The sequence below is a fragment of the Planctomycetaceae bacterium genome (assembly GCA_041398785.1).
Taxonomy (GTDB): domain Bacteria; phylum Planctomycetota; class Planctomycetia; order Planctomycetales; family Planctomycetaceae; genus JAWKUA01.
This window is the reverse complement of the sequence record JAWKUA010000014.1, coordinates 100,079-122,988: the sequence shown is the minus strand read 5'-3', so window position 1 is coordinate 122,988 and position 22,910 is coordinate 100,079. Positions and strand designations below refer to the sequence as shown.

At 59.3% G+C, this 22,910-nt stretch carries 16 protein-coding genes; 5 read left to right on the top strand and 11 right to left on the bottom strand.

What is annotated here, in order from left to right:
* Positions 1 to 8: 8 nt before the first annotated feature.
* On the bottom strand, positions 9 to 683 hold the full coding sequence (locus R3C19_16990) for a PEP-CTERM sorting domain-containing protein (protein ID MEZ6062039.1): 675 nt from the start codon (positions 681 to 683) through the stop codon (positions 9 to 11).
* A 519-nt stretch (positions 684 to 1,202) separates the two neighbouring features.
* On the opposite strand from R3C19_16990, the gene R3C19_16985 reads away from it, so the two are divergent.
* Positions 1,203 to 2,063 carry a hypothetical protein gene (locus tag R3C19_16985; protein MEZ6062038.1) on the top strand — a complete coding sequence of 287 codons (861 nt, stop codon included), beginning with the start codon at positions 1,203 to 1,205 and terminating at the stop codon, positions 2,061 to 2,063.
* A 187-nt stretch (positions 2,064 to 2,250) separates the two neighbouring features.
* On the opposite strand, the gene R3C19_16980 is transcribed toward R3C19_16985, so the two are convergent.
* The 4 genes from R3C19_16980 to polA all read right to left on the bottom strand — a co-directional run bounded on the left by R3C19_16980 (position 2,251) and on the right by polA (position 7,156).
* On the bottom strand, positions 2,251 to 3,330 hold the full coding sequence (locus R3C19_16980) for a protein arginine kinase (protein ID MEZ6062037.1): 1,080 nt from the start codon (positions 3,328 to 3,330) through the stop codon (positions 2,251 to 2,253).
* 242 nt (positions 3,331 to 3,572) lie between these two features.
* A complete protein-coding gene (locus R3C19_16975; protein ID MEZ6062036.1) occupies positions 3,573 to 3,749 on the bottom strand; it encodes a hypothetical protein in 177 nt (58 codons plus the stop codon).
* On the bottom strand, positions 3,746 to 4,282 hold the full coding sequence (locus tag R3C19_16970; protein MEZ6062035.1) for a UvrB/UvrC motif-containing protein: 537 nt from the start codon (positions 4,280 to 4,282) through the stop codon (positions 3,746 to 3,748). Before R3C19_16970 ends, R3C19_16975 begins: the two co-directional genes overlap by 4 nt.
* Positions 4,283 to 4,474: 192 nt before the next feature.
* Positions 4,475 to 7,156, bottom strand: coding sequence for a DNA polymerase I (gene polA, locus R3C19_16965; GenBank protein MEZ6062034.1), 2,682 nt, complete (start codon positions 7,154 to 7,156; stop codon positions 4,475 to 4,477).
* Positions 7,157 to 7,425: 269 nt separating this feature from the next.
* Between polA and R3C19_16960 the strand changes: the two genes are divergently transcribed.
* Positions 7,426 to 9,030 (top strand): glycosyltransferase family 39 protein, encoded by a 1,605-nt coding sequence (locus R3C19_16960; protein ID MEZ6062033.1) that lies wholly within the window; start codon positions 7,426 to 7,428, stop codon positions 9,028 to 9,030.
* 56 nt (positions 9,031 to 9,086) lie between these two features.
* Here R3C19_16960 and R3C19_16955 read toward each other — a convergent pair whose 3' ends face one another.
* The 3 genes from R3C19_16955 to R3C19_16945 form a co-directional block, all read right to left on the bottom strand.
* Positions 9,087 to 10,400 carry a CCA tRNA nucleotidyltransferase gene (locus R3C19_16955; GenBank protein MEZ6062032.1) on the bottom strand — a complete coding sequence of 438 codons (1,314 nt, stop codon included), beginning with the start codon at positions 10,398 to 10,400 and terminating at the stop codon, positions 9,087 to 9,089.
* A gap of 262 nt (positions 10,401 to 10,662) precedes the next feature.
* A complete protein-coding gene (clpX, locus tag R3C19_16950; GenBank protein ID MEZ6062031.1) occupies positions 10,663 to 11,946 on the bottom strand; it encodes an ATP-dependent Clp protease ATP-binding subunit ClpX in 1,284 nt (427 codons plus the stop codon).
* A gap of 186 nt (positions 11,947 to 12,132) precedes the next feature.
* Positions 12,133 to 12,645 carry a hypothetical protein gene (locus tag R3C19_16945; protein MEZ6062030.1) on the bottom strand — a complete coding sequence of 171 codons (513 nt, stop codon included), beginning with the start codon at positions 12,643 to 12,645 and terminating at the stop codon, positions 12,133 to 12,135.
* Between the two features lie 709 nt (positions 12,646 to 13,354).
* Between R3C19_16945 and R3C19_16940 the strand changes: the two genes are divergently transcribed.
* From R3C19_16940 to R3C19_16930, 3 genes are all read left to right on the top strand, one after another.
* Positions 13,355 to 14,653: a hypothetical protein gene (locus R3C19_16940; protein ID MEZ6062029.1), complete on the top strand. Its 1,299-nt coding sequence runs from the start codon at positions 13,355 to 13,357 to the stop codon at positions 14,651 to 14,653.
* Positions 14,654 to 14,852: 199 nt separating this feature from the next.
* The gene (locus R3C19_16935; protein ID MEZ6062028.1) at positions 14,853 to 15,128 is read left to right on the top strand and encodes a MoaD/ThiS family protein; all 276 of its coding nucleotides are present in this window, start codon (positions 14,853 to 14,855) and stop codon (positions 15,126 to 15,128) included.
* A gap of 2 nt (positions 15,129 to 15,130) precedes the next feature.
* Positions 15,131 to 16,243: a hypothetical protein gene (locus tag R3C19_16930; GenBank protein ID MEZ6062027.1), complete on the top strand. Its 1,113-nt coding sequence runs from the start codon at positions 15,131 to 15,133 to the stop codon at positions 16,241 to 16,243.
* 98 nt (positions 16,244 to 16,341) lie between these two features.
* Here R3C19_16930 and R3C19_16925 read toward each other — a convergent pair whose 3' ends face one another.
* From R3C19_16925 to R3C19_16915, 3 genes are all read right to left on the bottom strand, one after another.
* On the bottom strand, positions 16,342 to 18,309 hold the full coding sequence (locus tag R3C19_16925; GenBank protein ID MEZ6062026.1) for a PQQ-binding-like beta-propeller repeat protein: 1,968 nt from the start codon (positions 18,307 to 18,309) through the stop codon (positions 16,342 to 16,344).
* Between the two features lie 85 nt (positions 18,310 to 18,394).
* On the bottom strand, positions 18,395 to 20,611 hold the full coding sequence (locus R3C19_16920) for a PQQ-binding-like beta-propeller repeat protein (protein ID MEZ6062025.1): 2,217 nt from the start codon (positions 20,609 to 20,611) through the stop codon (positions 18,395 to 18,397).
* Positions 20,612 to 20,961: 350 nt separating this feature from the next.
* Positions 20,962 to 22,788 carry a hypothetical protein gene (locus tag R3C19_16915; GenBank protein MEZ6062024.1) on the bottom strand — a complete coding sequence of 609 codons (1,827 nt, stop codon included), beginning with the start codon at positions 22,786 to 22,788 and terminating at the stop codon, positions 20,962 to 20,964.
* Between the last annotated feature and the right edge of the window lie 122 nt (positions 22,789 to 22,910).

Sequence of the window (22,910 nt, the reverse complement as noted above, 5' to 3'; positions counted from 1 at the left end):
GCGCGCCATCATCGCTGCACCGATCGCTTCACAACGCGGTGCCGGATGATGAAACCGAAACCCGCTGCAGCGACGAGCAGCAGTCCCGATGGCTCCGGCACTGCACTCGCGCTGAAAGCGACCGATGCGTTGTCCAGGCCGAAGCCAGTACCGCTCTGCGTGCCGTTGGCGGTTCGGGCTTGAAATACCAACTGGCTGACGAGACCACCATCGGACACAAAACCGAAGAAGGTGTCGTCGTCAGGCGCCTGAAGTATCGGCGAGCCTGCTCCAGTCAACACGAGGTCCAGCCTCTCACCAGGAGCGCCGTTGACTCTGTCAAAATCAGCGCCGAATGCGAATACCGGTGAGTCAAAGGTGAGTGTGACTTCCAGGTTACTGTCGCGCTCGACAAACACATACGCGTTGTTTGTCGTTTGGTCGATCGATCCACGAAACGGAGCGACGTCCACACGGTTTGGCAAAAGAATTTCGGAGGTGCCAAGGATCTTGTTCGCTGCCAGCGAAAATGGTCCTGCATCCACACTTCCTACCCCGGTGGGGGCAGGTACAAAGCGGACATCCTCTGTAAACTCTTCAAAGTCGGCCGTCTGCATCGTCGTCTGATCGACTGCCGCGAGCCATGCGGATCGACTTGTAAATGTAATGACGTCAGCAGGAGTGCTGCCGGTCAAAAAACTCATGGCGGCAGCGACGATGGTTGCGGCAAGTACTCGAGGACCGACACGCCACGCCACGATACCTCGCCGCCGATCATTGAAGTTCCGTCCCGAGCAACAACTCGACTGCATTGGATGGTCTCCAGTCAAATGTTAGACGCGAATTTTCTCAGTGACCCAGGAAGACTCATCTTAGGGGATCCATCATTTATTGCCGTCAGGCAGGATATAAATTTCGGCGTCCCTGGTAGCAAAGTCAATGACGGATCGGGCGCAGAATCTCATTTCAATGCCCGGCAGACCGGAGAGAAATCAAGGCGGCATGAGCGTGAGAGAGCGTATGCGGATGGGTCGCGACCAAAGCGGGCAATCGATATGTTCTCGATTCGCACTGCGGTCAAGTCATCTTCTTCGACCTGAGAGAGTCATACGCCGATGGTGGCCGATCGAAAGTATCCGAGAATTCGCGTTGGGGCCTGTTGTTCAGCAGTTGGTCTCATTTCGCTCATCGTAGCTGTCGGTCTTGCAGTTCTGGCACCGCGCATGGCACCCGTGCGTGAGGGTCATCCTCACGTTTTCTGGAAGATTGCAGCGGACGTTAACCTCTCTCCGCAGGTTGCAGATGCCGGGATGGGTGCCGTTTACCTCGTGGACCACGAATGGGTCGCCTACGAACAACTTCATATGAAAGGGAGCGATATCCGCCGCGTTCCGCGAGCGGACGTTGTGGCCGAATTTGAAGAAGTTGTCTCGCTGCTGGAAGAGGCGGCGAACCGTGGTGACGAAACGCCTGCGACGACGGCGTACGCCCGCTTGCGGAATGACGCTGACAGGCGACTTGATCTGCCGGCACTACTTGGAGAGATCGACTCCGAGCGAGCCCGCGCACTGACGGGCGAAGGCGTCCAGCGAATGGCCTACCGCATCGTCGCTGAGCAGCAGTTTTGGCAACGCTGGCGCCGTGCTCGCTGGTACTGGGCGAGCATTGTCTTTGAATGGTTGCTTCTAACGGGACTCGCACTTTTTGCTGTCTGGCCAGCCGTATGCGGTGGTTCGCCAATTCGATGGGCAAGTCATATCACATTACTGCCAGTGTTCTTTCTTTTGCCGGTCTATCTGGGATACGCGACGTATTCCTTCACATCTGTTGGTCCGAGCGGCGGAATCCTGTACCCGTACCTGCTGACGTTCTGTCGCGGTGGCTCCGTCACCCAAATCGACCGATGGTTGCTGGACCGGATTCCGCAGGTTCTGGAACCAATTTCGACGCCGGTCGGCTCTCCCATGGTGTTGAGTGGATTCGGTATGCCCGGTCCTTCGTATGCGCTTCTGACTGGTGCCGCGGCAGGCGCCATCATGTTGGCGACGATGTCTGTGTATTGCCGCTGGCGAAGGCGCTCTTGAGGGCGGCCCGGCGATGGGCACATGAAGTTTCAGGATCATCGCCGATGGAGCAGTCATTCGTCAGCACGGGGCACGTAGTTGTGACCGAGTTCCGAGTAGACGCATATTTTGAAGTCGGGCACGCCTGCCATCGCTCGTACACAGTAGCGGCGAGCTGCTTGACTTGCCTGGGAAGGCACACGACTGCCTAGTTCGACGCCGCGAGCCTTTTGCGCAGGTAGTCGGCTCGGGCTTCGTTGCGGTCGGCGGTCTTGAGGGGGCCGCCGTGGAGTTTCTGCAGGTGCGACGGCTGCGTGTGAATGAACAGTTCGTTGACCGTTGCGATTTTGATGTTCGGCACAATTCCCAGGTTGATTCCCAGGCGCAGGCTGGACAGCAGGTGCATCGTTTCTTCCGAACTGATGGAACGCGCACTGGTCAGAATTCCCAGAGCTCGCGCGACCTGGTCGTCCAGTGTGGCCTTGTTGTCGCGGCACAGCAGCTCACGCACTCGACGCTCGTAGCGGATGATATTCGGGACGACTTCGGACAGGTTGTCGATCAGTTCCTGTTCGCTGTTGCCCAGAGTGATCTGATTCGAAATCTGGTAGAAGTCGCCCATCGCCTGGCTGCCTTCTCCGTAAAGACCCCGGACCGCCAGATTGATTTTCTGTGATGCCTGGTGAACTTTCTGAATCTCGCGCGTCAGCCTCAGAGCGGGCAGGTGCAGCATCACGCTGACTCGAATTCCGGTGCCGACGTTGGTCGGGCATGCGGTCAGATAACCGAGTTCCTCGTCGAACGCAAAAGCGGTATGCGACTCGATCGCGTCATCCAGAGCGTTGATGGTGCGCCAGCATTCCTGCAGCGCGAAGCCGCTGTGAATCACCTGCATTCGCAGATGATCTTCTTCATTCAGCATGACGCTGACGTGTTCGCCTTCGCCGATCGCGACGCCGCGGGGACCTTCCGACCTGGCGAGTTCGCGGCTGATGAGCTGTCGTTCGGTCAGCAGCTGAGAATCCAGTTCATCCAGCGCGGCAACATCGACGAAGTGAAAATGATGTTCGGGAGTGACCGCCAGCACGGTGGTTCTGAGCGAATCGACCAGTTGCTGGCGGATGTCCGTGTCGGCTCGCGACATAAACGGAAAACCGGCGACATTGCGTGCCAGCCGGATGCGACTGGAAATCACGATGTCGGATTCCGGTCCGTCGCCTTTCAGCCATTGCCCGCTGGTCTGCGCCAGATCGGAAAGACGAAAGGAGTTTGCTCCATCTTCAGCCAACGGTTTTGATTCCTTCTTTGGAGGACCTTCAGAACAGACAGCGACCGGATCACGTCGACAGACCGAGCAGGTCCGGGCGGCCCTGAGTCCGGTTTCGTGACTTCGAGGTTCACGCCGAATTCCCGGGACCGGAGACGCCGCCGACGAGTCACCCTTCAGAGACTGCCATTGTAACGCATCCGCGAGCGTTTCGCTGCAGCCCTTCGTAAAGGCGAAAAACGAAGTGTCACCGGGAACTTCACCTAGCGCAGAGTATTGTGCTCCGGGCCGGAAATCGCAAATCGCCCGGCGGTGACGAAGCGTGTTTCAGGCAGCGCGCGGCGAGTGCGGCGGTTGTCGCGGATACGGAGGAATTCCGCGCGGTCAGCGGCTGTTTCGAGCTGCTGAGGACAGACAATTTCTGCCTGAAGTCTGTTCACGCCGGTGGCTTGGGAACACCTCCCGGCATGCGGTGCAGCATTGACTCGATTTCGGCGATGCGATCTCGCAACTCGGCCGCTCGTTCATATTCCTCGCGTTCCACGGCATCCCGCTGTTGTTTCCTGAGCCGGATGACTTCGGCCTGCTCCGGCGTCTGTTCGGGAGACCGCAGCGGCCGCTTTCCAACGTGGCGGGAATCTTCGTGGATGTTTTGCAGCAACGGCAGAAGTTCCTGCCGAAATTCCTGGTAACAGGTGGGGCACCCCAGTCGGCCGCGTTCGCGAAATTCGTTGAATGTCAGTTCGCAGTTCGGGCACTGCAGAGCCGCCAGCGCATCTTCGCCCTCTTCCGAGACAAGTTGTTCGAGTTTTGCCGCCAGCTCGGCGGCGGGACTGGAATCACCGCCGTCGTTTTCGTCTTCCAGATATTCTCTTGCGCACTTTTCGCACAGGTGGATTGCGAACGCGTGCCCGTCATGAATTTCCGTGATATGCAAAGTGGCAGGCTTTGAACACCGCCGACACTTCTTCATCGAACGCACTCCAGCATGCAGACTCTTATTGCGACCGGTCTCCGAGCCTGTCGGTAATCTTTCATCAGAACTCAACGGTCTCGGAGGACCGCCGTACGCCCTGCTTCCCGCCGGCATGCCTGCTGCAGATGCTTTGGGCGCGTGGAAACAGGTTTGTTCCGCTTAAAAGTCTTCGCGTTTACCGGGCGGTTGTCAAATGCGTTTGTCCTGATCCAGCCAGTTCCGTCCGGTCGTTACGTCAACAACCAGCGGAACGGTGAATTTCATCGCGGACTGCATTTTTTCGACGACCAGTATTCGCAGCGCGGCCACGTCCGATTCATGAACTTCCAGCACCAGTTCGTCGTGAATCTGCATCAGCAAGCGTGCTCGCAGCGCTGACGTCTGCAGGGCGGAATCGACGTCGATCATCGCACGTTTGATCAGATCCGCTGCGGAACCCTGAATGACGGTATTGACGGCCGTTCGCTCGGGCATGTTTCGCTGGATGCCGGACGTGTTGCGAATCCCCGAAATCGCCCGGCGCCGATTCAGAATGGTTCTTGCGAAACCGGTGCGCAGAGTATCCGTCAGCACCTGTTCGCAGAACGCAGCGACTCCCGGGTAACGTTCAAAGTAACTTTCGATGAAGGCGGCGGCTTCTGATTTTTCGATGCCCAGCGCAGCCGCCAGGCCGAACGCGGATTGTCCGTAGATGACTCCGAAGTTGACCGCCTTGGCGGTTCGGCGCTGATCAGAACTGACTTCGGACGGTGCGACATGAAAGACTTCGGCCGCGACGGCAGTGTGGATGTCCTGCCCTTCGCGAAACGCGTGCGACATCGCTGCATCGCCGCTGAAGTGCGCCAGAATCCGCAATTCGATCTGTGAATAGTCGGCACACAACAGAGTCCAGCCGTCTTCCCCGGCCGTGAAAGCACGGCGGATTCGGCGTCCCTCGGGCGTGCGGATCGGAATGTTCTGCAGGTTCGGATCACTGGAACTCAGCCGTCCGGTGGCGGCGACGGTCTGATGAAAGCCGGCATGGATGCGGCCGGTTTCGCGGTCCACCAGTCGCGGCAGGGCATCCAGGTAGGTTCCCCGCAGCTTGGTCAGATGGCGACGTTCCACGATGCGTTCGGGAAGCGGATGCATGGCGGCCAGCGTTTCCAGAACTTCCTGATCTGTACTGGCGCCTGTTTTGGTTTTCTTGATGACCGGCAGACCGAGCTCCGTGAACAGAATCTCGGAAAGCTGTTTGGGCGAATCGATGTTGAACTGCCGACCGGCGAGTTCGTAGATCTCGTCCGTCAATTCGTCGGCGCGAATCTTCGCCTGCTGACTCTGCGTGCGCAGTTCGCTGACATCGACCGTGATGCCGGTGAATTCCATTCGTGCCAGAATGCTGATCAGCGGTCGTTCCAGGTCTTCGTACAGCGCCAGCAGGTTGTCCTCCTTAAGTGCCGACAGCATCTCCGGATCGATGATCTGCGTAGCTTGCAATCGCGCATCGGCGCGGGCCGCGGCTGCGGTTTCCGTGCCGGCATCGTCGAACAGTGATTGCTGCTGAGGTTTGCCGGCCGCCGAATCGACGGCGTCCAGCGGATTCGGGGCCGCTCGACGGGCCGCGACGTCACGAAGATCGTGAGCGCGGGCGCCGGCATCCAGCAGGTAGTCCACCACGGACAAGTCGCGAACCGACGGAACGTCGGTGAGTTGTTGCCGCAACAAAGTCTGCAGCAGCGGCTTGGCATCGTCGGTGATCACGGTTCCCGGAAATTCGGCAATTCGGCGCAACACGCACAATTCCAGCGCGGCCGACGCGGAATCAGATTCGGAGAACGGAACATACCACGTCTGTGAACTGTCAAAGGCGAACGCAATGCTGGTGCAGCGTCGGTGTCGGGGATTGCTCGGCGCAAACGTGGCCGACAGAAATACGTCGCGTGACGTCGTCCAGAGTTCTGCGGTCTGTTCGAACGCTGCCGGGGTCGACAGGACCGTTACGGAGTGCTGCGGTTCATGCAGAGTATCGTTGCCGGGACTGTCCTGCATCATTCCGGCATAGCGGCGAAATCCCAGCAGCGTGAACAGATCGCGCAGAGCCGGCCGGTTCGGTTCGCTGACGCGCGCGGACTCGAAATTGATCTGCAGGGGCAGATCCGTTCGCAGTGTCACCAGGTCTCGGCTGATCCGCGCCAGATCGGCGAATTCGACAAGATTCTGGCTGAGTTTTTTTCCAGGAGCCTTGTCGGCATTCGCCAGCACATCATCCAGCGTTCCGAACTGTTCAAGGAGTGCTTTGGCTTTCTTGGGACCGACCAGCGGAACTCCCGGAACATTGTCGACGCTGTCCCCCACAAGAGCCTGATAGTCGATGACCTGCTCCGGACGAATGCCCCAGTCGTCCAGCAAGCCGGCTTCGTCCAGAAACGTGCCTTTGCGATTGTTAAGGATCCTGACAGACGGACTGATGAGCTGCCTGGTATCCTTGTCTCCTGACACGATCACGACATCGATGCCCTGCTCCGTCGCCTGTCGCGTTACGGTGGCGATGACGTCGTCCGCTTCCCAGCCTTCAACCTGCACGCACGGAATCTCGAAACCTTCCAGCAGTTGTTTCAGCAGGGGAATCTGGGGTCGCAGGTCATCCGGCATCTCATCGCGGTTCGCCTTGTAGGGTGCATAGAGTTCATTGCGCCGACCTTCGCCGGGACTGTCAAACGCGCACAGCAGGTGCGTCGGCTGCCTGTCGAGAATCGCGAAGATGTCGCGAGTGAAACCGAAGACCGCGTTCGTCGGCTGGCCCTGAGTTCCCGTCATTGGCGGGATCGCGTGAAAGACCTGAAACATCAGGTTGAACACGTCGATCACATAGATGCAGTCTTTCGCCATGAGGTCGCTTCGCCAGTTCGGGAAGATGCCGGGTTCAGGATCCGTTCGGCCAGGAGTCTCGTGCGAAGGCCGATGGTTCGCAAGCGGCACTGATTCCGTCGGCGCGATGCGCGGGACGAGCTGGCTGTCGGTTCTGTCGCATTGTAAGCGCGACACGCGCCGTCCCGTTTTGTTCGCGATGGTCAGTGATCGCCGCGTGGCTTCACAGCCTGCGTGGTGAATGAAATAATCCGGCGCCGCGATCACGTCGCTGGGAAGAACTCATCACCGTGCCGGATAACTCACAAGCAGAACCGTCCGCGTCGAGTCGGGCGTCGGCCGCGTCTGATTCCGCAGGCGGATTGAAGTCCGCGGACGCCGCGACGATCGCCGGGCGGTGCCTGCTGGTGTTTGCCTGCCTGAGCAGTGTGCTGTTGATGCTGCCGATGTTTCGCGGAGCGCCCCTGGCACTTGATGAGCATGTTTCCTATTGGGTCATCGATTCTGACCTGCCGGGCAGTCTGCTGACGCGAAGTCTGGATTATTCCGCCGTACCGCCGCTTTCGAGCTGGCTGCAGCAACTGTCACTGAAGGTCGTTGGAAAGAGCGAATCGGCGCTGCGACTGCCCGGAGCACTGTGCCACATTGCCACAGTGCTGGTGGTGTTTTCATTCGGTGTTCGACTTCGCGATCCTCTGCTGGGCGGAATTGCCGCAGTGCTGGTGGCATGGCATCCGGAGGCACTCGACGAAGTTCGGATCGCCCGATGCTACGGACTTGTGCTGCTGATGTCGGCAGTCGTCGTGGCAGCGACCTGGCGGTGGCTGACGTTGCCTGCTTCCATGACACGCGCGATGTTCTGGACAGTGTCGGCCGCTGGATTGTTGTGGACCCACTACACATCGGGACTGCTGGTCGTGATCGCTGCCGCATGCGTTGGCGGCCGCTGTCTGGCGACACGCAATCGCGGACTGCATTTTTCCGTCTGGCTGGTCGCCATGCTGGCTCTGATGCTGGTTTGCCTGCCGCTAATACCGTCGGTCCTGCGGCTGCGCGATCTGGGTGAGTATCTGAACTACATGGCGGACGACCAGACGCTCCGGGGATTCATCGGGCCGATGTGGTGGCTGGGGCTTCCGGCGGGATGGATCGTGACCTGTCTGGCGGGACGTTCATCTGGTGAACCGCGTTTCCCGATGAAGCGGGATGCGGCGCTGCTGTTGGCGTGTTCGCTGTTACCGGCGCTGATGCTGGCCGTCCTTGCCGCCGGAGACCTGCCGAGTCTTGCCAATCCACGCTACCGCGTCGCGTGTGTTCCGGCGGGAGCGTGCCTGATGGCATTGGTTCTGCGCCGAGGCAGACGCTGGCCTGCTGCGGTCGCCGGCACCGCTGTCCTGCTAATTTCGTCGTGGGCGCTGGCTCCGGTGGCCCCATGGCAACCTGGACGACTGGGCGACCCCACCGATGCTGAATGGAAGGAGCTGGGTCGGTTCATTTCCGAATACTCCCGGCCCGGTGAAGCCATCTTTGTTCAAAGCGGATTGGTGGAATCGCACATGGTGCCGATGCACCCGGACGATTCGCTGTTGATGGAGAACGCCGCCTGCCGGGCCGGTCGGTTCTATATCGAGTCGACACATCCCAGGCTGGGACTGCCGTTCGTCTGGAATGATTCCCTCGGCATGCGACCGCTGTACCGTGATTTCATCTTGAGCAGTCCGCTGCCCGACAAGACGTTCTGGATCGCCATCGCCACCGATACCGACCTGAACCGAAACTCGCTGCCCGAAATGCGGGAAATTGCCGAGTCAGCAGGCTTCGTCCGTGGTGAACATCATGAGTGGCCGCATGTGACCCTGGAACGCTACCGACTGGCGGCAGATCCGCAGCTCTGATAGTGCCGCAGCTGTCGCGGACTGAAGATCGCTCGTCGCTGGAAAACTGCGGCTTTCTATCGATCGTCCGTTTCGCGTCGGGCGATCAGTTCCCGCAGTCTTTGCAGAGCGGATTCACGGCTGGTGATGACTTCGTCAAGCTGTTCATGACGAAGCGTGGTCAGCAGGTCACTAAAGATCGGTCCGGCAGAAACCTGCAGTTGCTGCAAATCGGCTCCGGTGACAAACGGAGCCGGGCTGAGTTGATCTTCCGGCACCGTTTGCAGGTAGGCCCGCAGAAATTCAGCGTTGTCGGTGCTGTCGATTCCCGCCGCGTGCCGCGCACGCAGCAGGTCCAGCAGAAGGTTCCGGCGCGTGTCGGCAAGAATCGGTTTCAGGACATGCAGCGGCTGTGCTTCCGCCGGGCTGCAGACGTGAGCCGTATCGACAAGCCAGCACACGCACTGCGTTTCGTCGTTGGAAAGCCGCAGCCGGCCACATTCCCGGCGAACCGCCAGCGTACGATCAGCGAGTTTTGAACCCTGCACCTGATGCCGAGAATCCAGAAGGGCCGCCAGGGAGGGTTCGAATGTCGCCTGCTGCAGCGCCGCGATGACCGAATGTGAGGCCAGGAACGACGCCGTGCGTTCCGGAGTGTCGGTGAACACGTCCGGGAAAATCACAGGCAGCAGTCCCGTATCATGCAGCAGCGCGACGGCAACTGCACGGGACGCGTGGCCCAGCATCCGACGCAGTTCCTGAGCGATGCGTTCGGCACTGACCTGAGTCAGGTCGGATCTCAGGTGGTAAATTGCATCGAGCGTGTCGTGTTCGATTCGGAATTCGTATGTCGCCGCAAACCGGACGGCACGCAGCATTCGCAGCTTGTCTTCCGTGAATCGCTTCCGGGCGTCACCGATGGCGCGCAGCACTCGTGCTTCAAGATCTCGGCGACCGCCGACAAAGTCGATGACTTCGCCAGACAGCGGGTCGATAAACATGCCGTTGATTGTGAAATCGCGTCGCAGCGCATCCTGTTCGGGCGAGCAGAATATCACTTCCGCCGGCCGCCGACCGTCAAAGTACTCGCCGTCGGTGCGAAACGTGGCGACTTCAATCTGGCCCGCGGTTTTGGTCGGTCCCAGCACCATCACAACACCGAAACTGGCTCCGACGGGAACCGTATGCCGTCGACCGAACAACTGAATTACCTGATCGGGTTTGGCGTCCGTGGCGACGTCGTAGTCTTTCGGCGGCAGGCCGAGCATCGCGTCGCGAACGCACCCGCCGGCCCACAGTGCCTGAAATCCCGCTGCCCGCAGTTTCTTTACGACGTCGACAGCGAAACGCCGCTGTGGCGAGGTCGGGCCTTCCGGATTGTTGCCGGGCATGGACATCAGTCAGTTCGCCGCTTGCCGCTGCCTTCGGGATGAACGCCGGTTCTGCTTCGACATCGGCGATGAGGATGTATCGGCAGTGCTGACGGATCAATGAAAAACGGCACTCAGCGACCGGTCGCTGAGTGCCGTGAGCTTTCATCAGGTTTGCAGGCCAAACCGTTTCCATGTTGAACCGGCCGCGGCGAGACTTGCATCCGTCCGCTCATTCGGACGAAGCAAATCTGACCGCTTCGCCGACCGACTGCCGGTGGATTTATGCCGCTGCGGCATCTCCATTGGGCAACATGGGCTGTTCACCGCGGACCATTTCTTCCGTAATGACAAATTTCTGGCCGCGTTCAAGTTCCGGCAGTTCGTACATGATATCGAACATGACTCGTTCGACGATGCTGCGAAGTCCGCGGGCACCGGTATTGCGGACTTTCGCCATCCGGGCGATTTCTCTTAATGCACCTTCTGTAAACTGAAGGCCGCATTCTTCCATTTCGAACAGCTTTTCGTACTGGCGAACCAGGGCGTTTCTCGGTTCCGTCAGCACCTGAATCAGAGCTTCTTCCGACAGCGGACCGAGCGTTCCGAGCACGGGAAGTCGGCCCAGCAGTTCGGGAATCAGCCCGAAGGTCATGACGTCGTCGACGCCGGCGTGATTCAGCAGTTGTTCACGAACGGCGTCTTCGGCGGTTGAGGAATTGTTACCGAAACCGATGACTTTACGGCCAAGCCGCTTGGCCACGATGTCTTCCAGCCCGACGAACGTTCCGCCGCAGATGAACAGGATGTTCGTGGTGTCGATCTGGATGTACTGCTGTTCCGGATGCTTGCGTCCGCCCTGAGGCGGCACGTTGGCAACGGTGCCTTCCAGCATTTTCAGCAGAGCCTGCTGGACACCTTCACCGGACACGTCACGTGTGATGGAAACGTTCTGGCTGGTCTTGCCGATCTTGTCGATTTCGTCGATGAAAACGATGCCGCGCTGAGCGACTTCGATGTCAAAGTCGGCCGCGTGCAGCAGTTTCAGCAGCAGGTTTTCGACGTCTTCGCCAACGTAGCCGGCTTCCGTCAGAGTTGTCGCGTCGCCGATGGCGAACGGCACCTGCAGGACGCGAGCCAGCGTCTTCGCCAGCAGCGTCTTTCCGCAGCCAGTCGGACCGATCAGCAGGATGTTCGACTTTTCAATTTCGACATCGTCATCCCCCTGTTCGTGGTGATGCATCAGTCGTTTGTAGTGACTGTGGACGGCAACGGACAGCAGCTTCTTGGCCTGTTCCTGCCCGATGACGTATTCGTCGAGGGCCGCGACCAGTTCACGCGGTGTGGGAACCCGGTTAAACAGCTTGCGCGAGGAACCACGACGACGTTTTTCCTGATCGAGAATTGACTGGCAAAGCTCGATGCATTCTCCGCAGATGTAAACGTCCTCCGGTCCTTCCACCAGCGGACCTACCTCACGGTAGTTCTTGCGGCAAAACGAACAATTGGCGTTTCGCTTGCCCTGCTGAGGCTTTTTTCCGGCTCCAAAATCCTTACCCGATGGCATCTCAATTCCTTTAGACAACAGCAGCCGAAACCTGATGCGGTTCCTGATTCCGGAGAGAGAATCCAGTTGGCATCAAAATTCAGGTCTGCCGGCTGGCAGGTGACGGGATCTCCGAGACTGTCGGCATCCCTGCCAACAAAACATGTATTCTTTTACTTGAGGTGTGTCGCGTCTGGTGATGGGAGTTCAGTTATCCGGAGACTTTTCGGGCGGAATCGACGGTGTGTGCTGCCCGGAGCCGTCCGGCTCCGGCTGTCGAACATCGCCGGACGCTGATGGCTGTCCGGTCGCTGCCGCGCTGTGTTTGTCTTTCGTTATTTCGGTCTGCAGGTGATCTGAAGTTTGCTCGCCAGTCCCTCGCGCATGTTCCACGGTGGAATCGGCAGAATCAGAAACGGGGCGGTCCGCAAGCCGCTCGACAAGCTGACCTTTGATGGATCGGAATTCCTCCGGACTCAGGTCACCCCGGCGATGCAATTCATTGATGGCGGTCAACATCTGCCGATCGGCTTCCGCAGGATCGATATCATCCGTCTCCCGCGAAACTAAGCGAACAACTACCCAAACGAACAGCACCAGCAGAACAAGAACGACCCCGAATCCCCACCACGAATCAACCGGCAACGGTAATGGAATCAGGGGAGAATCGGCCCATGTCACCAGCCGACGAACTCCTTCGGCAGGACACGACAGGTTCATGACGGAAACCGCTGTCTGAGTTTGTTTTGGTCACATCCAGTCAAAGCCGTCAAACTCCGGGAAAACACGCCAGCTCTGATTCTGTCCGCTCAGCGAAAACACCTCCGTGACGGCACTGCCTCACGATTGTAGCAATCCGGATACCAAACAGCCATAAACACCGATCAAACGACCTTCGACGCTTCGATCACGGCACCCGTTCGGACACCGATCGTGCTCGTTCGACTGAAGAAAGGCTGGAATTCTCCGGCATCACGGCGCCGGAAGCCGCATCGAAATCCGATCGCAGGCAGCAACGATTGGTTTGCCCCCGCACCGGACTCCGGGATTGGTGTTGATCCACAAACGGCGACGTTTTTTCAAGAGGCGTTGTCACATTTGCATTGGCAGGCAGCTTCGCGCGGTGTCCGGCAATTCAGGCAGGTTGAGTTTTCGTAACACGGAAAACCGCTTCGTCGCTGCTGTTTTCCACAAGTGGCCAGTCTCCGTGGTTTACTCTTTTTACGCGACCGGAAGTCGAGTCCGGCCGTGGTGCGAGATTTTGTCCGCAGGCCCAGCGTCTGCTGTGAGCTCCGGTGCTCTGTGGGTACGCTCTTGCAGCAGCACTTTTGCAGGTGTACGCGGACAGGTCCGCGTCGAAGAATTCCCGGTCGAACTCAAACATCTGCGAACGGACTCGCGGGATCATCAGAATCTGCGGAGAACTCAGATGTCGCTGTTACGAACCCTGACTGTGGCCACCGTGTGCTGTCTGACGGCTCCTTCACTGAATGCCGGGCTGTGCGGCGTGCCATCGTACTCGTGCTGCCCGGTTGCCGCCTGTGCTCCGTCTTCCTGTTACACAACCTGTAAGGTCGAAACGGAAACCTGCTATCGAACGGTCTGTGAAACCGTGTACGAGCCTGAACAGTACACAACGTCACGAACGGTCTACGAAAACGTGTACGAGGACGTTCAGCAGACCTGCTATCGAACCGTGACGGAAACAGCGTTTCGCGAGGAATCCTACACGGTCTGCCGACCGGTGACGGAAACGCTGGTCCGTGAAGAAAGCTACTGTGTGCAGCGGCCGACCTGGGAAACTCGGTACAACGAATGCAACTACACCGTGCAGCGGCCGGTCTGGGAAGACAACGTTCGCGAAGTGAAGTACACCGTTATGCAACCGGTGTGTGAAACGATCGAGCAGGAACGGCGGACGGTCGTGAATCGCCAGGTGACGGAAACGATCAACCAGGAACGGTGCTACACCGTGATGCGTCCCGAAACGCGAACTCGCTGCGTCCAGCGTCTGACGGGACAGTGGGTTACCAGACAGCACTGCATTCCCGGCCCGGTATGTCCGCGAATTGTCTGCGGTCCGTGCGGCCCGTCGATCTGCATGGCCCAGGCGCCTCCCAGAACGATCACCCGCCGAGTGTGGTGCCCGCAGGTGGTCCAACAGGACGTTCCCTATACCGTGATGGTGCCGCAGGTTGTCCGGCAGAGCTGTCCGGTGACCGTCACCCGCTGCGTTCCGGAAGTCGTGGTTTCGAAAGTGCCCGTTCAGGTCACTCGCATGGTCCCGAAGGAATGCGTTCAGAGAATTCCGTACCGCACCTGCCGCATGGAAACCGAAGTTCGAACACAGCGGATTCCGTATCAGGTTTGTCAGTATGTGACTGAGCAGAAGACTCGTCAGATTCCGTACACCGTCTGCCGGATGGTGAATGAACAGCAGACGCGGCGAGTTCCCTATTGCGTGCAGAAGCAGGTTCCCTACACGACGACTCAGCGAGTCTGCAAGGTCGTGCCGCGGCAGGTGGAATCCACCTGTACCAGGATGGTGGCGCGGCAGGTGTCGCGGCAGGTTCCGTATACTCGCTGTCGACTTGTGCCGCAGACCGTGTGCGGCGAGTCCCTGTGTGCCCCGTGTGCCACCGGCGACTGCGGCACTTCCGTCTCAGCGGAAACCTACGACGTCAGCCGACCGCCATTCCCGGAAAGCGACCCGATTTCCAGCCCGTGATTCGACTCCCGCCCGAGATTCAGCCCGCCACAAGTTCACGACGCCCTGAAGCCACCCGGCTTCAGGGCGTTTTCTTTTTGGTTTGGCGTCGCGCACGTATTCGTTGGTCAGGGTCGCTTTCCGAATGTCGCGTTCTGCCGGGCACGGATTTGTTCCGTGGCTCGCTGTGCCAAAGTCCGACGATTGATAGAATGCCTCGATGGTGACTGCCTTCCGGATTCCTCGTGTCCTGCAGCGTTACGCCGACGGCGAAGCGGAGCTGTCGCTGGCGGGAGAGACCGTGCGACAGGTGCTGGTCGCCGTCAAACGGCAGCATCCGGATTTGTACGGGTGCATCTGCGATGAAACCGGCTCCGTGCGGCGGCACGTCAACCTGTTCGTGAATGACAGTTTTCTTCACGACCGCGATGGCCTCGAAACCCGGTTGGAGCCGGGCGATGTCGTCTCGGTCTTTCAGGCAGTTTCAGGAGGCTGAAAATGGCGGACCGTGTCATTGTCGCAATTGGAACGAAGAAGGGTGTGTTCGTCGCGGAGTCCGCGAGGAACCGGCGTCGGTTCAGCCTTCGGGGGCCATTCGGTCCCGGAGTGTCAGTCTATTCCACATTGATCGACAACCGTTCCGCGCCGCGCGTGTTTGCGTCAAGCTGCAACGCGTTCTTCGGCATGAAGCTGCTGGTATCAACTGACCTGGGAAAAAAGTTTAAGGAAACAAAATCGGCGCCCGCGTTTCCGGAAGGTGACGGTCGCGCCCTGGCCAACATCTGGTCTCTGGAACCGGGTAATGGCAAAAAGGAGCTGTGGTGCGGCGTTGAGCCTGCTGCTCTGTTTCACAGTTCCGATGGCGGCAATTCGTGGGAAATGGTAAGTGGAATCAGCAATCACCAGCACTCGCGGCAATGGCACCCGGGCAATGGCGGGTTGTGCCTGCACACCATCGTCCGCGACGGGAACCGGATGCATCTGGGAATTTCCACCGGCGGGCACTACATGAGTGAAGACGGCGGCAAGAGCTTCGAGGCGGCAAACGACGGTGTCGGTGCCGGATTCGTTCCGGACCCGTATCCGGAATTCGGCCAGTGCGTTCACAAGATCGCCGCTCACCCCGCGGCTCCCGGACGCTTGTATATGCAGAACCACGGCGGCTGGGCTGACTGGCACGGTCCCGGCGGTCCTCGTCCCGACATCGGCGTGTTGAGAAGCGATGACCACGGTAAGACCTGGCGATCAATCGCAAAAGGCCTGCCCAGCGACTTTGGTTTTCCAATCGCCGTACATCCCCACGATCCGGACGTCGTCTACGTGATGCCGCACGAACCAATGACGCGCACGTGTCCCGGCGGTTCTCCCGCTGTCTGGCGAAGTCAGAACGGCGGTGATTCGTGGCAGAGACTGAACAAGGGCATGCCGAAGAAGGACGGCTACTTCACCGTGCTGCGGGACGCCATGACAGTCGACGAGTTGAAATCACCAGCCGTGTATTTCGGCACGACAACCGGTCAGGTCTGGCTCGGCCGGGACGGCGGCGAAGAATGGTCCTGCATCTTCGATTCACTTCCGCCCGTCAACTGCCTGAAAGTCGCCTTGGTCTGAATCGCAGACAGCAAATCACACGATGACAGGCGCACGGGAAACCCCGGACTGCGGCAGCGTTTGCGAACGCCGGCAGCGTGATCGCACGCTGCCGCCGACTACTTGACATCGATGCAATACAGACGTGATCGGTCGGATACAAACATCCTGCCATTGGCAATGGTCGGCGTGCTGTAGATCGACGAATTGAACTTCTTCGTTTCGATCTGCTGCAGTTCCGATCCGGCTTTCAGAATCACCATGTCACCGTCTTCGTCGCCCATCAGAACCCGGCCGTCAATCACCATCGGCGACCCCCACACAGCGGCGAATGCGTCATAGACCCATTTCTGTTCGCCGGTGGCGAAGTCGATGCAATGCAGGAAGCCGCTGAGATCCGGCGCGTAGACGAGACCGTCACTGATCCCGGCGGTGGAAATTGTGCGGCGAAAGATCAACCCGTTTTGTTCACCGGTGACGCTGCCATCTTCGTCAATGCCGCCCAGGTGCCAGATCTGTGCGCTGTCGGGGTTTTCCTTCCAGCCGCCGTCGCCGTCGGCAATCATGGGGCTGACGTCACCCTGCTTCGTGGCATCGATTCGGTAGATGTGCCCGACACCTTCGCCATGTTCCGGATCCTGTCCGACAGCCAGCACAACGCTGTTGTCGAAAAACACGGGAGTGGAAATGATCGCGTTCCGCGTTCCGCGGCCACCGAGTTCCCAGCCGGACGTCTTGGGGTTCAAATCGAACCACCAGACCATTTCGCCGGATTCGATATTGAACGCATACAGGACACCGTCGCCGCCCGGCATGAACACCAGCGATGTGCCGTTGACGTCGCCAACCGCCGGAGAACTCCATTGTCCGTGCAGAATGTTGTTGAACGGTTCCGGTGCCCGGGAATCGATTCCCGGCGTGCTGTCTTCCCACACGACTTCCCCGGTGTTCTTGTTCAGTGCCAGAAAACACGGAGCGCGGGGCGAAGGCACTTCCAGGTGTGCTTCGTCGACGCCGTTGGACGTGACCAGCAGCAACAGGTCGCCGTGAATCACGGGTGAACTTGTGGCGAGGTTATGAGGAAACACGCCAAGCTTGTCCATCATGTCCAGTGACCAGATGACGTCAGCGTCCAGTTCTTCGGAGTCGGCTTCGTCGGTGACGGCTCCGTCGTTTTCCCCGTCATGGAATCCCTGCAGATCCAGGCACAGAACTTCGCAGCGATTGGAAACAACATAGACGCGGCCATTTTCAACACACGGAGTGGAGCAGATCCCCTGTTCGGGCCAGTCATTGACACGTCCGGCTTCCAGTTTTTCGCGAGTCAACTGCCACAGAAACCGACCGTCCTTCTCGTCGAAGCACAGAATGACGCCGCGATCGCCCTGGTGCTTTTCCCGGTACTCCCCGCCATTGTTGGTGCCGACCAGGACATGGCCTTCGGCAACAACGGGATTGCCATAAGTCTGCGATCCCAGTGTGGCTGTCCACAGAACTCGCCGCAGTGCGTCGCGACCCTTGTCGGTGATGGACAGGCTGCTGTAGTCTTTCTCCGTGACCTGCTTGCCGTCCTTTTCGACTTTAGAAACGTCCACAGTAAAGTTGATCAGACCAGCAGCCGCCAGATACTTGCCGCCCTTCTCCGTGGCCAGCGCACTGGACTCCAGTTTCTGAACGGCGTCTTCAAAACTGACTTCAGCGGCTTCCGAAAGCAGTGTGAGCATCTTCATCGAGAAATCATCGCCGACGAAATTCAGATTTACGCCGGTCGTGTCGTTGACCATGTTGCGCCCCGGAGCACCTCCCCACATCGGCCAGTCGCCGGTCGTCACGCTGTCAGCCTTTGCCGTTTCCGCTGGCGTAACATCTGCCGGTGCCGTTGTGGACTGTTGATCCTTCTGGTCGGCATCCGCACCAGCTGCGGTCGACTGTGCCTGCCCGGGCGCGGCGCCGTCTGCGGGCTCGATCGCGCCGGAGGACTTCGCTGTATCGGACGCTTTGTTGTCGGCTGTTGGCGCCGCGTCGCAGCCCGCCAGCAATGCTGCGATCACCATCGCGGGAAGTAGTTGCACCGAATATTTCTTCATCAGAGTGGATCCTGTGTCTGTATTCGCATTTGAAAGAGTTGCGGGGCACAGTTGCACGGAGCGATTGCGATTCGCGCCAGCTCGGCTACTTGCTGACCTTCACGTTATCGAAATAAGCATCCGCAAGTGAGTACACATAGAGGCCGGGACTGCCCTTGGGATTGGGGTGCGGGTCGACGACTTCCGTCGTCCATTCTTCCGGTTCGGCCTTGTCTCGTTCCCAGACCTTGCCGAGCACGTGAGCACCATCATCGCGGACCTGAACAGTGAGCTTCATCGTGTACCAGACATCGGGTTTGGAGACGAACCTGACTTCTTTGCCGATCCGCATGTGAGGAGCCCAGCTTTGAACTCCCAGCTTGGACGTGTTGCCTTTCAGAATGAGGTTGTACCGCTGTGCGGTCAGGCCGATGCTGGGAAGCTTGCGCTTGTCCTCCTTCATCATGACGTCTGCCTGCACGGTGTATTCATCCATTTCGGTGTAGCCGATCCAGAAATCGACGCTGGGAGTCCCCTTGCCGGCGGCTTTCTTCATCACCGTATTGCCATCGATGACTTCCGGCACGAGTTTGATGAACGCGTTGACCCATGTCGGCGGTACCTGTTTGCCTGTCAGTCCTTCAAAATCCCAGCTCCACGGCAGCGGCGGAAAGGTTCTCATGCGGGCAAACGCGGTCAGATCGCCTGACTTCGCGGTGATTTCAAAACCCTGTGCCGGAGCATCCGCAGCGACGGTCACTGTGTCGCCTTCCAGCGTAACGCCCTTCAGTCCCTCCGGCAGACTCAGTTCCGCACCGGCAGCGTCCACCGGCTGGCCCAGGCGATTGAATCCGTGGACGGAAAACGTCGTGGTGCCGCCTTCGACAGTGCGTGTTTCAAACGGCCGGACCTGAATCATGGCCAGTTCGGAGCCTCCATCGGCTTCCTCAGCCTTCAGGTTCGGGTGTTCAAATTCCGTCCGCTTTCCGGCGTTTTCGTTCCCGACAGCAATCGTGCGGTCGCGCGTGACGAAAAACACGCGGCCGTCGGAGATCGCCGGAGTTCCATAGATTTCATCCAGTCCGTTGCCGTCACCAGCCTTCAGCGTGACTCTGGACAGGCTTTCGACACCCGAGCGCGACGGCTTCAGAATGTGAATGTTGCCGTTGACTTCCATGACGTACAGCTTGCCGTCGGCCCACGTCGGCGAGCCCTTCCCGACGGTGCCAAGGGAGTAGTTCCAGAGTTCCGTGCCCGTCTGGCTGTCAAACGCATGAAGTTTTCCCGTATCAGCGACCACGTACAGGATCCCGTCCTTCACGACCAGTCCGGTGTAACCCGCTTTGATGTCATCCACTCGCCAGACGCTGTTGGACTTTGTGATATCTCCCGTGCCGCGGGCATCGATGCATTCGATGCGGCCGAAGGCAAGGCTGTCGATGTTGTCTTCACCGTGAGCGATATAGACCAGATGCCCGTCGACGGCAGGTGTCGCGTTCAGGCCGCGTTTCGACATTTCAAACGACCACACCGGAGCGCCCGTGCGAGCGTTGATCGCATGGATGCCGCCGTCAGCGCCTCCGCCGATCAGTAATCGCTGGCCATCCACCACTGCGATCACGGGGTTCGAATAGTTGGTGTCCAGCGGCGGTTTACCGACCGGAGCGACCCACAGCAGGTCTCCCGTGCGCTTATCGAATGCGTAGTAGCTCATCTTTGGCGGCGGCGCGGCGAAGCGACCCCAGTTCAGCCCGAAGAATCCGACGATGATGCGGTCTTCGTCGATGATCGGAGTCTGTGTGCGTCCTCCGTATCCGGAGATCTTGCCATATTCCTCAAACAGAAACTTGTTCCACAGAACGTTTCCGTCGCGGTCATAGCACCGAAAGATACTGCTGACCGAATGCAGATAGACGTTGCCGGTCTCCGGGTCGCCCACCATGCTCGCCCAGCCGACTCGCGGCGCGGGGATGTCTGTCTGAGCGACGTTGAAGACGTCCTGCCAGATCGTTTCCCCGGTGGCGGCGTCGCGACAGATGACCTGTTCGCGGGCATGCACTTTTTCGGTGGGACTTGTGACGTCGTCGTTCGTCCGGCAGTCCAGGTAAACCCGGCCGTTCATCACGATCGGAGCCGCTCGGCCGCCGATCGGTTTCGTCCACAGGACATTTTCACCGGTTTCAAAATTCCACGTGTCAACAAGTCCGGTTTCCAGCGAGATGCCGTTGTTTTCAGGGCCTCGCCATCCCGGCCAGTCTTCCGCGGTCACGGACGCAGCGGTCCAGGTCAGCCCGGCCAGTGCCAAAAATGTGAGACATCGCATGGGTTTGTGCTTCCTAAGCTGGAATGATCGAGGGGATCGCGCGAGGCAGCGTTGAGGGACGCCGTGCGGTGAATTCGTTGATGCGATTCCTGTTCAAATCGCGGCAGGCTTGCGGTCACAATCAGTGTAAATGAGTGGTCTCTGAATGCAATCCAGCCAAACTGCACTCCGACTTTCGGCTGCACCGATCCATTTTCGGAAAGCACGTTTCCCGCCGGTGACTTCACGAAGGCCGCCCGCCACACGGCTGCGGGACAAATTTCCAACGGCAACCGGTCTGCTTCAACGGCAACCGGTCTGCCGGCCGAACGGAGATTCCCGACAGATGGCTGACACTGCGAACTGTCGAATCACAGTCCGTTGCCGAATGTCGCCGTTGCCGCCCGCGGCGACGAGTCATCACGAATCTGCGGGGCCGACGTCAGCGTGACCGCGGCAATCTTCCATCGCTCAGCATCCGGCGACAGGGAGATCCGTCCGCTCAGCAGGATGTTTCTGACATGAGTATGTCCCCAGTGAGTCACGACTCCGCGGACGTTCCAGCGGCACGTCACTTCAATGCTGTCAGTACCTGTGTCCTGCGTCAGCGGATCCGCGGTGCATTCTTCGCATCGCACCGATTGAATCTCCACGACGGGCACGTCCGCGGGATCGCTTCCCACGGAGTTCCTGGCGGCGAGAAACACAGCTTCCGCGGCCTGCGGCGTCAGCAACCGGGAAAGCCGGTCGACGGATTCGGATTCGTCGTTCAGCATCATGCAGCGATAGACGTGATCCAGCAACGACTGCGTAAGTCGCTGACAGGATGCATTGTCAACCGACCGCGCGGGGCTCGACGAAATCATGGAGACTGCCGGAACGCCGAACACTGCCAGGACTGCTGCGTACAGAATGCGTGCTTTCATTCCCCCGCGTATCAGCAGTGTGCCGGCAATCAGCGCGGCAAGCAGTGCCAGGCTTGCGATCGCCATCGTCGCCTCTCGTCCCGGACCGGAATCCCGCCAAAGCCCGGCTCGATCGATGAAATTGAAATCGATGTTGCCGAACTCTGTTGCTCCCGTCACCGATCGCGACGGGGAAGTCCAGCCGAACTCAGCAACGCTGCGACTGTCGTTCGAAGATGCGGCAACGACCGGGATCACCAGAGTCCGCGAGTCCCCGATCCCCGCGACGTGTGCTGTGATCGAATCGAACCCACCCGGAACGCCTGTCAGAGTCACGTTTACACTGCGAGGTTCGCCGACGCGATGCCAGACCATCCGAATGCCGGCTCGAGTGCCCATTGTCGGAATGAATTCATTCTCGCCGCCTGCGCCGTCAGAACGGATCTCCTCACTGGTAATTCGCAGCAGCACGGTCGTGGTTGATTCGGGGATGCGAAGCTGGCCGTTCAGCCGCACCTGAACGTGATCTTCGAACCAGTCAGCAAGTTCCTGTCGAACAATCATCGCCTGCGAAGTACTGATCTGAACAGGCGCTTCGGGCTGCTCCGCAGGCTTCGGCAGCGTTGCCAGTGCCTTGTCGCACAGAATCAGCGGCGCTGTGAACTCCAGGACGACTGCCATGCGCGTCACGGTCAGCCGCGCAACGAGTTCACTGAGTTCTTCGGAAGACGGTGCCGGTGTCTTGCCATCGTCATTCGACGCAGGCAGGAACATCGTGTGCGGCCGCCCGGGTCGCACCACGGCGTCGATGCGACGACCGGATGTTTCGTCCTGCAGATGAAGCCGCAGTTCCCCCGGCTGTGGCAGCGACTCGTGCGTGAACGTATGTAGAAATGTCAGCGACCGAAGGCCGCCGGCGCTGGCTGGTTCCGTTTCGCCCGGGAATGAATACCGCAGTTTCCACGCCAGCTTCAACGATGCGTCAGCCGACATTCGAACTCCGTCTGCAGGCGGCTTCCACGTTGGATCCGATACAACGCTGCCGGAAAGACGCCGGCCGGATTCGTCGAAGATCTGCAACTGACGAATCAGCGTCTGTGAATAATCCGAGATCGCCTGCTGCATCCGATCGGCGGGAATCAGTTCCTGATCCGGCGGCAACCCCTGATGCCGCGCGACGTCGTCCAGAAAGACGTTCAGCCGGACGTCAATGGCACTGCTGACACGAACCCAGGCGTCCGTATGTGACACCGGATGGGCCACCGCTTCGCCGCCAGCCAGGAGCGGCAGCACGATTATCGCAATGAGAATCTGGCGGGACAACGTGACGGCTTTCGGACCTGACCTGGCAACGGCACTTGAGTCCCGTCGCGCTGGTAAACTGCCATGATACGAACCGACCGTCACCCAGTCAC